The 14,115-nt window shown below is 72.8% G+C and carries 12 protein-coding genes; 5 read left to right on the top strand and 7 right to left on the bottom strand.

Annotation, left to right across the window (positions count from 1 at the left end; translation table 11 throughout):
- The first annotated feature begins 231 nt into the window (after nt 1-231).
- Complete coding sequence (locus C8054_RS12960) at nt 232-2,193, top strand: penicillin-binding transpeptidase domain-containing protein (protein WP_107157036.1); 1,962 nt, start codon at nt 232-234, stop codon at nt 2,191-2,193.
- A 25-nt stretch (nt 2,194-2,218) separates the two neighbouring features.
- Here C8054_RS12960 and C8054_RS12955 read toward each other — a convergent pair whose 3' ends face one another.
- From C8054_RS12955 to C8054_RS12940, 4 genes are all read right to left on the bottom strand, one after another.
- Entirely contained in the window at nt 2,219-3,439 is a 1,221-nt protein-coding gene (locus C8054_RS12955) for an arginase family protein (protein WP_233219620.1), read from the bottom strand.
- A 65-nt stretch (nt 3,440-3,504) separates the two neighbouring features.
- Nucleotides 3,505-4,422, bottom strand: coding sequence for a tetratricopeptide repeat protein (locus C8054_RS12950; RefSeq protein WP_107157035.1), 918 nt, complete (start codon nt 4,420-4,422; stop codon nt 3,505-3,507).
- Nucleotides 4,423-4,559: 137 nt separating this feature from the next.
- Nucleotides 4,560-6,248: a methylmalonyl-CoA mutase gene (locus C8054_RS12945; protein WP_107157034.1), complete on the bottom strand. Its 1,689-nt coding sequence runs from the start codon at nt 6,246-6,248 to the stop codon at nt 4,560-4,562.
- Between the two features lie 61 nt (nt 6,249-6,309).
- Nucleotides 6,310-6,573 (bottom strand): hypothetical protein, encoded by a 264-nt coding sequence (locus C8054_RS12940; protein ID WP_107157033.1) that lies wholly within the window; start codon nt 6,571-6,573, stop codon nt 6,310-6,312.
- 256 nt (nt 6,574-6,829) lie between these two features.
- Between C8054_RS12940 and C8054_RS12935 the strand changes: the two genes are divergently transcribed.
- On the top strand, nt 6,830-7,246 hold the full coding sequence (locus tag C8054_RS12935; RefSeq protein ID WP_107157032.1) for a GntR family transcriptional regulator: 417 nt from the start codon (nt 6,830-6,832) through the stop codon (nt 7,244-7,246).
- Nucleotides 7,247-7,475: 229 nt separating this feature from the next.
- Here C8054_RS12935 and C8054_RS12930 read toward each other — a convergent pair whose 3' ends face one another.
- From C8054_RS12930 to C8054_RS12920, 3 genes are all read right to left on the bottom strand, one after another.
- Entirely contained in the window at nt 7,476-7,889 is a 414-nt protein-coding gene (locus C8054_RS12930; RefSeq protein ID WP_107157031.1) for an Asp23/Gls24 family envelope stress response protein, read from the bottom strand.
- A gap of 161 nt (nt 7,890-8,050) precedes the next feature.
- A complete protein-coding gene (meaB, locus tag C8054_RS12925) occupies nt 8,051-9,043 on the bottom strand; it encodes a methylmalonyl Co-A mutase-associated GTPase MeaB (RefSeq protein WP_107157030.1) in 993 nt (330 codons plus the stop codon).
- Nucleotides 9,040-10,239 carry an acetyl-CoA C-acetyltransferase gene (locus C8054_RS12920; protein WP_107157029.1) on the bottom strand — a complete coding sequence of 400 codons (1,200 nt, stop codon included), beginning with the start codon at nt 10,237-10,239 and terminating at the stop codon, nt 9,040-9,042. Before C8054_RS12920 ends, meaB begins: the two co-directional genes overlap by 4 nt.
- A 61-nt stretch (nt 10,240-10,300) precedes the next feature.
- Here C8054_RS12920 and mce point away from each other — a divergent pair, with 61 nt between their 5' ends.
- The 3 genes from mce to C8054_RS12905 all read left to right on the top strand — a co-directional run bounded on the left by mce (nt 10,301) and on the right by C8054_RS12905 (nt 13,949).
- Nucleotides 10,301-10,765 carry a methylmalonyl-CoA epimerase gene (gene mce / locus C8054_RS12915; RefSeq protein ID WP_107157028.1) on the top strand — a complete coding sequence of 155 codons (465 nt, stop codon included), beginning with the start codon at nt 10,301-10,303 and terminating at the stop codon, nt 10,763-10,765.
- Between the two features lie 296 nt (nt 10,766-11,061).
- Nucleotides 11,062-12,417: a crotonyl-CoA carboxylase/reductase gene (gene ccrA / locus C8054_RS12910; protein ID WP_107157027.1), complete on the top strand. Its 1,356-nt coding sequence runs from the start codon at nt 11,062-11,064 to the stop codon at nt 12,415-12,417.
- Nucleotides 12,418-12,692: 275 nt separating this feature from the next.
- Nucleotides 12,693-13,949: a DivIVA domain-containing protein gene (locus tag C8054_RS12905; protein ID WP_107157026.1), complete on the top strand. Its 1,257-nt coding sequence runs from the start codon at nt 12,693-12,695 to the stop codon at nt 13,947-13,949.
- Nucleotides 13,950-14,115 lie beyond the last annotated feature (166 nt).

The raw sequence follows: 14,115 nt of genomic DNA, 5'->3' as shown, positions 1-14,115 counted from the left end.
CCTGCCGTTGTGCCCCTCCGTCGGCGGACCACTGGCCGGACGTCCGGATCGGGACTGTGCCCTTTCACCTGTTGCGGGTCCGTGGTCGGCCGGTCGCGGATTACCCCGGCTGGCGATGTTCATCACACTGCCACATGTCACTTCTGAACCCGCCGCGGGCGGTGGCGGGGCGGTGGGGAGCCGCGTGGCGTACTAGCGTGCAGGTCAGCTTCACACCGGAGGGACCGCTTCATGCCCCTGTCGTACCCCGTCCACCCCCGTCGCCAATCCCGCCGCCGGCCGATCGCGGCGCTGGTCGCCGCGCTGCTGGCCGCCGGCGTGGTGACCGGGTGCTCCGGCGAGGACGGGCCGGGGAGCACCGTCGACGCCTTCCTGAGCGGCTGGCGCTCGGGTGACCTGCAACCGGTCGGCTTCCTCGCGCCGACCGGCGCGCGGGTGCCGGCGGCCGAGGTGACCAAGCAGTTGAAGGCGCTCTCCGGTGACCTGGCCGCGACGCCGCCGACGCTGGAACGCACCGGCGAGATCACGACCGCCGGCGACATCGCCACCGCCCGGATCCGGCTCACCTGGGCGCTGCCGGGCGGCGCCCGCTGGGCCTACGAGAACCCGGTGCGCCTCAAGGGCGGCGGCGACCAGTGGCAGGTGATCTGGGAGCCGGCCGTGGTGCACGAAAAGCTGACCGAGGGCGACCACCTCGCCCTGCGCCGGGAGCCCGCGGAGCGGGCCGCGGTGCTGGACGCCGCCGGCAAGCCCGTCGTGGCGCCCCGCCCGGTGGTCCGGGTCCAGGTCGCGCCCGGCGAGGTGAAGGACGTGCCCGGCCTGGTGCGCAAGCTCGACGCCGCGTTCAAGGCGGTCCGGCCCGCGCTCAGCCCGCCGGTCGACGTCAGCGACCTGCCGAAGCGGCTCAAGGAGGCCGACCCGGACGCGCTCGTCGAGGTGGTGACGCTGCGCGACGAGGCGTACCGGCAGATCAAGTCCCGCATCTACGACCTGCCCGGCACCCGGTTCCCCACCGACCAGCTCATGCTGGCCCCGACCCGGGAGTTCGCCCGGGCGCTGCTCGGCTCCGTCGACCAGGCCCAGGCCGACGATCTCCAGGCCCACCCCGACCGGTACGCCCGCGGCGACCTGGTCGGCCACGGCGGCCTCCAGGGCCGGTACGACGAGCGGCTGCGTGGCGTGCCCGGCGTGACCGTGATCACCGAGCGACCCGCCGCCGAGGGCGCCACCGAGCCCACCGGCACCGAGGTGTTCCGCAGCGACCCGAAGCCCGGCCAGCCGGTGCGGACCACGCTGGACGTCGCCACCCAGAACGCCGCCGACGCCGCGCTGCGGGGCCAGCCCCGCCGCTCCGCGCTGGTCGCGGTGCGGATCAGCGACGGCGCGGTGCTGGCCACCGCGAACGGCCCCGGCGCGGCCGGCGAGAACCTCGCGTTCACCGCCCAGGTGCCGCCCGGCTCCACGTTCAAGATGGTCAGCGCGCTGGGCCTGCTCGACCGCGGCGCGGTGACCCCGCAGACCACTGTGAATTGCCCGAAGACCGCCGTCGTCGATGGCCGCACCTTCAAGAACTCGGACAACTTCGAGTTGGGGGCGGTGCCGTTCGCCACCGACTTCGCGAAGTCCTGCAACACCGCCTTCACCGCGCTGGCCCCGCAGCTCGGCCCGGACGGGCTCGCCCAGGCCGGCCGCACGCTCGGGCTGGAGGCCGGGTGGGACCTGGGCACGGACGTGTTCACCGGCAAGATCTCCGCGAACGGGGAGCCCACCGAGCAGGCCGCCGCCGCGATCGGCCAGGGCACCACGCTGGTCAGCCCGCTGGCGATGGCCGGCGCGACCGCGGCCGTGGCGCGGGGCCGCTTCGAGCAGCCCAAGCTGCTGCTCGACCCGGCGCCGGGCAAGCCCGCCCCGGCCGGGCCGGCGCTCAAACCGGAGTCGGTGGCCGCGCTGAAGACCCTGATGCGCGGCGTGGTCACCGCCGGCACCGCCACCGCCCTGGCCAAGGTGCCCGGCGAGCCGGTGCACGGCAAGACCGGCACCGCGGAGTACGACAACAACCCGGCGCACACGCACGCCTGGTTCGTGGGCTGGCAGGGCGACGTGGCCTTCGCCGTCTTCGTCGAGCAGGGCGGTTCCAGCACGGCCAGCGCGGTGCCGATCGCCGACCGGTTCCTGCGCGGCCTGGCCCGCTGACCGGGTTCGCGCGGTCCGGCGTCGCTCAGGCGGGTTCCCCGGTGGCCGGTGCCTCCCCGACCGGTGCGCCGTCCGTCCCGGGCACCGCGACACGGCGGAGCAGCCCGGGTCCGACGGCCGGCCCGGAGTCCTCCTCACCCGGCTCCGGCAGCCATGCCGCCGTGTCGTCGACACCGTCGCCGTTCCCGTTCAGGACGGCCGGCGGGCCGATCGGGTCCGTCGCGACGGCGGGTACGGGCACCGTCGTCGCCGGGCGCGGCGTCCGGCCGTCACCCGCCCGGGGTGCCGGGGTCGCCGGGTCGGCCGGCAGCAGCCGGGGCGGCACCGCGTCCGGGGCGACGACCGGGGCGAGCCCGGCCACCACCGTGTTCACGATCTCCGCCGCGTACGCCCCGTCCGGGTCGTAGTCGGGGTCGAAGACGGTCAGCTCGACGCCGAGGCAGTGTGGCGTGTCCACCAACCCGGCGAGCAGGATCTCCAGCTCGGCGAAGGCGATGCCGCCCGGGTCGGGCGCGTCGACGGCGGGCATCACGGCCGGGTCGAGCACGTCCACGTCGATGTGCACCCAGTAGCCGGCACAGTCGACGAGCTGCTCGTGCGCCCACTGCGCGGTGCGGGCCGCGCCCTCGGCGCGCAACGCCGGCACCGGCCGGGTGGTGATGCCGGCGGCCTGGAGGTCGAGGCGGTACTCGTCCTGCGAGCGGATGCCGAGCACCACCACGTCGATGTCCCGGAAGTAGGGGCGCCGCCCCTCGATGGCGGCCAGGTCGGGCTGCCCCCGCCCGGTGACCAGGGCCAGGTCCTCCCCCGCCGCCGCGCCGACGTAGGAGGCGTTGCCGGGGTGCCGGAAGTCGGAGTGGCCGTCCACGAAGACCAGCCCGATCCGCCCGCCGACCGCCTCGCCGAGCCGGTGCATGGCCAGCGCCGAGCCGAGCAGCACCGAGCAGTCCCCGCCGAGCACCAGCGGGAACTCGCCTCGATCGATGATCGCGCCGATCCGGTCGGCCAGCGCCACCGAGTAGGTCGAGATCTCCGGCGCGTGGCAGACGCCGTCGCCGGGCCGCCAGTCGCCCGGGTCGTACCGGGGCGGGGTGAGACAGCCGGCGTCGCGGGCCCGCAGCCGGGCGAGCAGCCCGTGGTCGCGCAGCGCGCCGGGCGCCTTGCCGCAGCCGGGCACGGAGCTGACCGTCGGCGGGCGCAGCCCGAGGTTTGTCGGCGCGTCGAGGACGGCGATCCGGCGCATCATGAGCTCCCGTCCTCGATGGTCGGGCGGGCCGGCGGCGCGCCGGCCCGCGCGGGCGTACGACGAATTCAGAACAAGGCGCTGGCCAGGGCGCGTCGGGCGGAGGCCACGGCGGGGTCGTCCGGGCCGGCGATGGTGAACAGGCCGATCAGGTGCTGGCGGACCCGGTCCCGCTCCTCACCGGCGGTGCGGCGAACCAGGCCGACCAGTCGCTGGTAGGCCTGGTCGGCCAGGCCGCTGAGCACCTCGATGTCGGCGGCCAGCAGTTGGGCGTCCACGTCGTCGGGGGCCGCCGCGGCGGCGTCGAGCGCCCCCTGCGGGTCCGCGCCGCCCACCCGGCGGGCCAGCCCGACCTGGGCCAGGCCCGCCTCCGCCGCGGCGTCCGCCGGGGTCTCGGCCAGGATCTTCCGGTACGCCGCCTCGGCTGCGTCCAGGTCGCCGCTCATCAGCGCGTCGTCGGCGGCGTCGAGCCGCGGGTCCTCCGGCTCGGCCACCTCGACGCCGGCGGCCTTGAGCACGGCCTGGATCCACTGCCGCAGCTGCGCCTCGGGCACCACGCCCGGGAAGGCGTCGACCGGCCGCCCGCCGACGATGGCGTAGGTGGTCGGCAACGTCTGGAGTTGGAACATCTGCGCGAGCCGGGGCTGCTGCTGCACGTCGACCCGGGCCAGGAGCCACGCGCCGGCGCCCTCGGCGGCCAGCCGCTCCAGCACCGGTGCGAACTGGTCGCTCTCCGGGTACCCGGCGGCGCCGAAGAAGACCACGACCGGTGTGGCGAGCGAGCGTTCGAGCACCTCGGACTGGATGTTCGCCTCGGTCACGTCGATCACGGCGACCGAGCCGGCGGGGCTGCCCGGCAGCCCGGCGGGCGGGCCGCCCTGGGACGGTGTGGCGGGAGAGGTGTCGGCCGGTGCGGGGGTGCGCAGCGCGCTGAGGTCGACCGCGCCGCGGGTGAAGATCGACGAGGTGATCCGTGGGTCGCTCATGGTTGTCTAGTCTCGCACGTACCGCACGGAACTCCGCTCACCCGCAACGGCGACGTTGCGACTCTCACCCCTGCTCAGAGATGTAAGGCGGGGCCCCTTTTTAACAGACGTCTGTTAAAAAGGGGCCCCGCCTTACATCAGAAGCGGGCGGGCTCGCGGTAGACGCCCCACTCGCCGCGCAACGCGTCGCAGATCTCGCCCAGGGTGGCCTCGGCGCGGACCGCGTCCAGCATCGCCGGGATCATGTTCCCGCCGGTCCGACTGACCTCCACCATCCGGCGTACGGCGGCGGTGACCGCGGCGTCGTCCCGGGCCGACTTGCGCTCGGCCAGCACCCGGCGCTGCTCCAGCTCCACCTCGTGCGAGATGCGGAGGATCTCCAACTCCTTGGCGACCGTGCCGGTGTGGCAGTTGACGCCGACGATCTTCTTCTCGCCCTTCTCCAGCGCCTGCTGGTAGACGAACGCCGACTCGGCGATGTGCCCGGTGAACCAGCCGTCCTCGATGCCGCGCAGGATGCCGGAGGTCATCGGCCCGATCTGGTGCGGCCCGTCGCCGCCGAGCTGCCGGATCCGGGCGAAGATCTCCTCCGCCTCGGCCTCGATCCGGTCGGTGAGCGCCTCGACGTACCAGGCGCCGCCGAGCGGGTCGGCCACGTTGGTCACGCCGGTCTCCTCCATCAGCACCTGCTGGGTACGCAGGGCGATCTCGGCGGACTCGTCGGTGGGCAGGGCCAGCGTCTCGTCCAGCGCGTTGGTGTGCAGCGAGTTGGTGCCGCCGAGCACCGCCGCGAGGGCCTCCACCGCGGTGCGTACCACGTTGTTGACCGGCTGCTGGGCGGTCAGCGACACCCCGGCGGTCTGCGTGTGGAACCGCAGCCACATCGCCTTCTCGCTGGTGGCGCCGTACACGTCGCGCAGCCAGCGGGCCCAGATCCGGCGGGCGGCGCGGAACTTGGCGATCTCCTCGAAGAAGTCCAGGTGGGAGTCGAAGAAGAAGCTCAGCCCGGGGGCGAACACGTTGACGTCAAGCCCGCGCGACAGGCCCAGCTCGACGTAGCCGAACCCGTCGGCGAGCGTGTACGCCAGCTCCTGCGCGGCGGTCGAGCCGGCCTCGCGGATGTGGTAGCCGGAGACCGAGAGTGGCTTGTAGCGGGGGATCTCCGCCGCGCAGTACTCCATCAGGTCGCCGATCAGGCGCAGGTGCGGCTCGGGGTCGAAGAGCCACTCCTTCTGCGCGATGTACTCCTTGAAGATGTCCGTCTGGAGCGTGCCGTCCAGCGTGGACAGGTCGGCGCCCTGGCGCTCGGCGGCGACCAGGTACATGCAGAACACCGGCACGGCCGGCCCGGAGATGGTCATCGAGGTGGTGACGCCGGCCAGGTCGATGCCGTCGAAGAGCACCTCCATGTCGGCGGCCGAGTCGATGGCCACGCCGCAGTGGCCGACCTCGCCGAGCGACTGCGGGTCGTCCGAGTCGCGGCCCATCAGCGTCGGCATGTCGAACGCGACGGAGAGCCCGCCACCGCCCGCGCCGAGGATCATCTTGTAGCGCTCGTTGGTCTGCTGGGCGTTGCCGAAGCCGGCGAACTGCCGGATGGTCCAGGCCCGTCCGCGGTAGCCGGTCGGGTGCAACCCCCGGGTGTACGGGAACTCGCCCGGCCAGCCGATCCGCTCGAAGCCCGGGTAGGCGGTCCCCTCCGGCGGGCCGTACACCGGGTCGACCGGCAGGCCGGAGAGCGTGGTGAAGTCCGCGTCGCGCTTGCGGGCGGCGTCGTAGCGGGCCTGCCAGCGGGCCCGGCCGGCGGCGATCTCGTCAGCGTCCATGCGCGGAGCTCCTCCTCGGTCCTCGTGAAGACCGAGTGTAGAACGAATGCCTGAACGATCGCTAAGGACCGGCGTACCGGCCGGTAACCCGGGAGCAGGGTCCGTCGTGGTCGGCGCGGAGCAGGCAGCGTCGGCCGCCGACCATCCGCAGGTCGCAGAAGACCCGATGGCGTACGCCCTGCTCGTCCTCGGCCGACACGGTGGTCTCACCGGGGTCGGCCGAGGTGAGCACACCCGACCAGCGGGCGACCACCCGGGCCAGGCGCACCGCGCCGGCCAGGTCACCGGCCACCACGGGCAGGTGGATGACGAACCGTTCCCGCATCGCGCTCGCCTCTCGCGTCGGAGCACTGGAAGGGCGGATCCACCCGTCCGCCCCGCCCGGGCGGACCCGCCCGCCCCGCCACCGCAGCGTCACTCCGCAGTACGGCACCAGGGCAACCCGGTCGGTGCCGCCTCGACTGAGGGACTCTCGCCATCACCCGACACGCACCTGAAACGGAAACTACACTGATTGACATATGGCCACAACCCCCTACGGCCAGAACCTGAGATACCCACGGGGGCACAAGGCTGACGGCATGGCTATCGATCTGCGCTCGCACACGCCGGTCTATGTGCAGCTCGCCGACCTGCTGCGCGAGCAAATCGAGTCAGGTGGACTAGCACCCGGATCGACCCTGGCCAGCGAGGCACGGCTTTCGCAGGAATACGGCATCGGTCGCGATGCCGTCCGCATGGCGATCGCGCTGCTGCGATCGGAGGGCCTGGTCGACACCAGGCGCGGCCTCGGCACCCGGGTTCGGGAAGCGCCCCGGCGGCGGCAGGTCGAACTCGATCCGGGCAGTTCGGTCGTCGCCCGGATGCCGACCGGCAACGAGCGCCGGACGCTGCAGCTCGACGAGGGTGTACCGATCCTGGAGGTACACGGCCCGAGCGGCGACGTGGAGCTGCTGCCCGGCGACGAGGTCGAGCTGGTCCGCCCGCCGGACGCCTGACCCGACCCGGCAAAGCCGCAGCCGGGAGCGACCCGCGCTCACACCGCTGAGAGATCTTGGTACGAAACGGCCCCTCCGGGGGCCGTTTCGTACCAAGATTCACGCCGAGGCGGGTCCTGCGCCGCCTCGGTCAGCTCTGGGTCCAGCCGGGCGCGGGGTCGGGCCGGACGATCCATTTCTGCCATCAAGTTGGTAGGCGACGCGAGCGAGCGTCGCCCGTCGCGCACGATCAGCCGAGGGGCACGCCCGGCTCCCCGATCGCCACGTCGTCCACCCGGATGTTGATCTCGTCGACGCGCAGCCCGTACGCCTCGACCGCGGAGGTGACCGCGGCCCGTACGCCGTCGGTGACCTGCGGCACCGGGTGACCGCCGTCGATCACGAGGACCAGGTTGACCACGGCCGCGCCGTTGGTGACGTGCGCCGAGCAGCCGCGCCGGGCGTCGCCGACCTGGTCCAGGCCGACCCGGTCCAGCACGGCGTTGAAGAAGCGGGCCACATCGCCGCCCAGTTCGGCCACGCCGGGCACGGACTTCGCGGCGGCCACCGCGATCTTCTCCACCACCTCGTCGGCGACGTGCGTCGTCCCGCCCGCCGTTGCCGCCGGCGTGATCGACAGCTCCTGCGTAGCCTCGTGCTCCACGCTCTCCCCCACCCTCGCTCCAACCGACCCCGGGAGCGTACAAGCCACGCCGCCCCGGCCACGCCCCCGCCCGACACCACCATCGATCATGGACTCGGTGCCCGGCGAATGCCCCTTGTGCCGCCTTTGCCGGGGCAGCAACCGCAAGATCGACGAGCGGGTCAGGTGGCGAGTTGGGTGAGGAGGTCGTCGGCGGCGGCGTAGGGGTCCAGAGCGCCCTGGGCCACCTTCGCAGCCAGCGCCGGGAGCTGCGTACCGTCGCGCAGTGAGCCGATCCGGGCGCGGAGCGCGCCCAGCGCGATCGCCTCGATCTCGGCGGCGGCCCGCGCCTCCCGGCGGCGGCGCAGCTCGTCGTGGCGCTCCAGCCAGTCGCGGTGCTTGTCGATCGCGGCGGCGATGTCGTCGATGCCCTCGGCGCGGGCCGCGATCGCGCGCACCACCTGCGGACGCCACTCCCCCGGCCCGCGCTCGCCCAGCGCGATCATGCCCTGGATGTCGCGGACCGTGGCGTCCGCGCCGTCCCGGTCGGCCTTGTTCACCACGAACACGTCGGCGATCTCCAGGATGCCGGCCTTGACCGCCTGGATCGCGTCACCCATGCCCGGCGCGAGCAGCACCAGCGTGGTGTCGGCGAGCGAGGCCACCTCCACCTCGGCCTGCCCCACCCCGACGGTCTCCACCAGCACCACGTCGCAGCCGGCGCCCTCCAGCACGCGCACCGCCTGGGGTGTCGCGGCGGAGAGCCCGCCGAGATGGCCCCGGCTGGACATGGACCGGATGTAGACGCCGGGATCGGTGGCGTGGTCCTGCATCCGGACCCGGTCACCGAGGATCGCCCCACCGGTGAACGGGCTGGACGGGTCGATGGCCAGCACGCCGACCCGGTGACCGCGCGCCCGCAGCGCGCGTACCAGCTCGTTGGTGGTGGTCGACTTGCCCACGCCCGGCGAACCGGTCAGCCCGACCACCTGGGCGTGCCCGGCGTACGGCGCGAGGGCGGCCGCGACCTGCGGCAGCACCTCGTCGCCGGACTCGACCAGGGTGATCAGCCGGGCCACCGCGCGGGCGTCGCCCGCGCGGGCCCGCTCGACCAGCAGGGGTACGTCGCGGCTGCGGCGCACCGGAGGGGTGGCCGGGTTGGTCACGTCACTCACGTGTGCGACTCGCCGCCCGTCGGCACGTGGATGATCAGCGCGTCGCCCTGGCCGCCACCGCCGCAGAGCGCCGCCGCCCCGGTGCCGCCACCTCGTCGCTTCAGCTCCAGCGCCAGCGTGAGCACCAGCCGCGCGCCGGACATGCCGATCGGGTGGCCCAGCGCGATCGCGCCGCCGTTGACGTTGACCTTGTCCGCGCTGATCCCGAGGTCGCGGCTGGACTGGATGCCGACCGCGGCGAACGCCTCGTTGATCTCGATGAGGTCGAGGTCGTCCAGGCTCAGGCCGCCCTTGCGCAGCGCGTGGTTGATGGCGTTGGACGGCTGCGAGTGCAGGGAGTTGTCCGGCCCGGCCACGTTGCCGTGCGCGCCGATCTCGGCCAGCCAGGTGAGGCCCAGCTCGGTGGCCTTGGCCTTGCTCATCACGACCACCGCGGCGGCGCCGTCGGAGATCGGCGAGGAGCTGCCGGCGGTGATGGTGCCGTCGGAGGCGAAGGCGGGACGCAGCCGGCCCAGCGACTCGGCGGTGGTGTCCGGCCGGATGCCCTCGTCCTCGCTGACCACCAGCGGGTCGCCCTTGCGCTGCGGAATGATCACCGGGGTGATCTCCTCGGCGAAGTGGCCGTTCTTCTGGGCGGCGGCGGCGCGCTGGTGGCTGGCGGCGGCGAAGGCGTCCTGCTCCTGGCGGGTGATGCCGTGCTTCGCACCGTGCCGCTCGGTGGACTCGCCCATCGAGCAGCAGTCCCAGGCGTCGGTGAGACCGTCGAGCGCCATGTGGTCCTTGACCGTGACGTCGCCGTACTTGTAGCCGGAGCGCTGCCCGAGCAGCAGGTGCGGGGCGTTGGTCATCGACTCCATGCCACCGGCCACCACGATGTCGAACTCGCCGGCCCGGATGAGCTGGTCGGCCAGCGCGATGGCGTCCAGCCCGGAGAGGCACACCTTGTTGATGGTCAGCGCCGGGGTGGACATCGGGATGCCGGCCTCGACGGCGGCCTGGCGGGCCGGGATCTGCCCGGCGCCGGCCTGGAGCACCTGCCCCATGATCACATATTGCACCTGGTCGGGGGCCACGCCGGCGCGCTCCAGCGCGGCCTTGATCGCGATGCCACCGAGCCTGGTCGCGGGGAGGTCCTTGAGGTTGCCCAGCAGGCGCCCCATCGGGGTTCGCGCGCCGCTGACGATCACCGAAGCCATGCCTGCCTCCGAGGGGGTGCCGACCTGTACGCCTTAACGATTGTTCGGTCAGACTAGCGCCATGGCTGAGAACTCCCCCGTCGAGCCCGCTGCCGAGTTTGTCACAGACATCGGCCTGCGCCGCATCGACCACGTCGGGATCGCGGTCGCGGACCTGGACGCCGCGATCGACTTCTACCAGCGCACCTTCGGGATGCGCTGCGTGCACACCGAGACGAACGACGAGCAGGGCGTACGCGAGGCGATGCTGGCGGTCGGGCCGGACGCCTCCGGCGGCATGGTGCAGTTGCTCGCCCCGCTCTCCCCGGACACCACCATCGGCAAGTTCCTGGACAAGCGCGGGCCGGGCATCCAGCAGGTCGCGTACACGGTGGCGGACATCGACGTGGCCTGCGCGGCGCTGCGCGAGCGCGGCGTCCGGCTGCTGTACGAGGCGCCCCGGCGCGGCACGTCGGACTCCCGGGTGAACTTCGTGCACCCGAAGGACGCCGGCGGCGTGCTGATCGAACTGGTCCAACCCGCCTGAGGCGCAAGGAAGGGGCCCCGCTTAACAGACGTCTGTTAAGCGGGGCCCCTTCCTAACACGTGGGAAGACGCGCGGCCATGCGCGCTTGCGCGTTCCCACGGACATCTCCACGCATCGGCCGATGCAGTTTTTCACACAGCCCTTCCGACCCAAGCTACCGTTCAGTAACGTCCCGGCCCACAGGAGCGCGACCGGTGCCGGATGTGTCGATTGCCGACATGGCGGTCCCGTCGCACCGGCGCCGACGATGGCAGCACCCCTGCCCCGGTGCGGGTGCTGACGAACGGGAGGTCACCGTGCAGGACATCCTTGAAGCGATCATGGCGACGGAGGGCTCGGCGCGGCCGGAACGGGACCTCGCCGGCCTGGCCGGCCTGCCGGTGCCGGAGAGCTACCGGGGCGTGGTGGTGCGGGCCGAGGACACCCGGATGTTCGAGGGCATGGCCACCCGGGACAAGGACCCGCGCAAGGCGCTGCACGTCCAGGAGGTGCCCACCCCCGAACTGGGGCCGGGCGAGGCGCTGGTCGCGGTCATGGCCAGCGCGATCAACTACAACACGGTGTGGACCAGCATCTTCGAGCCGCTGCCCACGTTCAAGTTCCTCCAGCGTTACGGCCGGCTCTCCGAGCTGACCCGCCGCCACGACCTGCCGTACCACGTGGTCGGTTCGGACGCGGCCGGCGTGGTGCTGCGGACCGGCCCCGGCGTGACCCGGTGGAAGACCGGCGACGAGGTGGTCGCGCACTGCCTGTCGGTCGAGCTGGAGGACGCCGCCGGCCACGACGACACCATGCTCGACCCGCAGCAGCGGATCTGGGGCTTCGAGACCAACTTCGGCGGCCTGGCCGAGCTGTGCGTGGTCAAGGCCAACCAGCTCATGCCGAAGCCGCGCCACCTGAGCTGGGAGGAGGCGGCCAGCCCCGGGCTGGTCAACTCCACCGCCTACCGGCAGCTCGTCTCGCACCACGGCGCGAACATGAAGCAGGGCGACGTGGTGCTGATCTGGGGCGCGTCCGGCGGTCTGGGCGGCTACGCGACCCAGATGGCGCTGGGCGGCGGCGCCATCCCGGTCTGCGTGGTCTCCTCGCCGGAGAAGGCCGAGCTGTGCCGGAAGATGGGCGCCGAGCTGGTCATCGACCGCACCGCCGAGGGCTTCCGGTTCTGGAGGGATGAAGAGACCCAGGACCAGGACGAGTGGCGGCGCTTCGGCGAGCGGATCCGCGAGCTGACCGGCGGCGAGGACCCGGACATCGTCTTCGAGCACCCCGGCCGGGAGACGTTCGGCGCCAGCGTCTACGTCGCCAAGAAGGGCGGCACGATCGTCACCTGCGCCTCCACCAGCGGGTTCCTGCACCAGTACGACAACCGCTACCTGTGGATGCACCTCAAGCGCATCGTCGGCAGCCACTTCGCCAACTACCACGAGGCGTGGCAGGCCAACCGGCTCGTCGCGCTCGGCAAGGTGCACCCGACGGTGTCGAAGACGTACCCGTTGGAGCAGACCGGTCAGGCCGCGTACGAGGTGCACCGCAACGCGCACCAGGGCAAGGTCGGCGTGCGCTGCCTGGCGCCCACCGACGGGCTCGGCGTCCGGGACACCGAGCTGCGCTCCCGGCACGAAAGCGCGATCAACCGGTTCCGCGGACACTGACCGTACGGCGTCGCCGGATTGCCTTTCCGGTGGAGCGGCACGCCATTCGACTGTCGCCCGGACAGTCATGAAGACAGTCGTGAACACAAAGGGCCGCGGGCACCCGTCCGCGGCCCTTTCCCGCCGACCGTCCGGCGGCGCCGTCCGGCCCGGGACCTGCCAAGATCGCCGATTGGTCCGGCCCCCCGGCCGGCAGAAGTTGACCATGTAAAGAGGACGCGAAAGCTGCCGACCACTCTTGCGAACCACCCTGGGGCGTCTGCGAGTATGTCCCAATGCCCCAGCAGCAGTCCTCCCCTCTTGCGTTCTTCGATAACGCGAACTCACAGCCCGATTTCACTGTTGGCCTGCGCGGATACAACACCAACCAGGTCGACGACTTCATCGGCCGGCTGAGCGCCGCACTGAGCCAGTCCGAGCAGGCCCGCGCCGAGGCCGAGCAGCGGATGAACGACGCCCAGCGTCGGCTCCGGCAGGCCGAGCAGCGCCAGGGTGCGCTCGAGCAGAAGCTCACCGAGACCAACAAGCAGCTCGAGGAGAACAGCCGGCCGACCCTCTCCGGCCTGGGCACCCGCGTCGAGCAGATCCTGCGGCTGGCCGAGGAGCAGGCCAACGACCACCGCAACGAGGCCAAGCGCGAGTCGGAGGGCATCCTCTCCGCCGCCCGGCTGGAGGCGCGGGAGATCACCGACAAGGCGCGCGCCGAGGCGGCTGCCATGAAGGCCACCGCCGAGCGGGAGGCCGGCACCGTCCGCACCGCCGCCGAGCGGGAGGCCGCCGAGGTCCGCGTGCAGGCCCGCCGGGAGGCGGACACGCTGCGCGCCGACGCCGACCGGGAGACCAAGCAGCTGCGTACGGTCACCGCGCACGAGGTGGCCGAGCTCAAGTCGACGGTCGAGCGGGAGGTCGCCACGCTGCGCGCCACCGCCGAGCGGGAGATCACCCAGCAGCGGGCGAAGGCCGCCCGGGAGGCCGAGGAGAAGCGGGCCGAGGCGACCAAGCTGCTCACCGACGCGCGGGACAAGCGCGACAAGGACCTCCAGGCCCTGGAGCTCCAGCTCGCCGAGCGGCGGGAGAAGTCCGAGCGCGAGGAGTCGGCGCGACACGCCGCCCAGGTCACGCAGACCCAGAAGATGGTCAACGAGGCCGAGCAGCGGGCCCGGGCCGCCCAGGAGCGGGCGAAGGAGATCGAGCAGCGGGCCGAGGCGCGCCGGGTCGAGTCCGAGCGCACCGCCAACGACACCGTCGACAAGGCCAAGGCGCTGGCCGACAAGACGCTGAGCGAGGCACGGGCCGAGGCGCAGCGGGTGCTCAACGAGGCCCGCACCGAGGCGGAGCTGACCACGCAGGCGGCCCGCCGCGAGGTCGAGGACCTGACCCGCCAGAAGGACGCGGTCACCTCCCAGCTCGGGCAGATGCTCTCCGGCCTGGCCGGCATCGTGCCGGGCGTGCCGGCGGGCGGCAACAAGGCGGCCGAGACGCCGAAGTCCGACACCTCCGGGCAGAAGGTCACGGCCGAGTCGGCCGGCTGAGCCACCACCCGCTGACGGGGCATGAGCCACGGCGCGGGGTGACACCGGGTGACCGGTGCCGCCCCGCGCCGTCATGCTTTCCCCGGCCCGTTTCGCCAGGAGGGTGAAGTAGGTCCCAGAAGGGGCGTCCGTATCGCCCCCGCGGAGGCGGAGGCGTGTGAGGATG

Source organism: Micromonospora sp. RP3T (genome assembly GCF_003027925.1).
GTDB lineage: Bacteria > Actinomycetota > Actinomycetes > Mycobacteriales > Micromonosporaceae > Micromonospora.
Note: the sequence above shows the minus strand (reverse complement) of the source record. Positions and strands in the feature narration are given on the sequence as shown.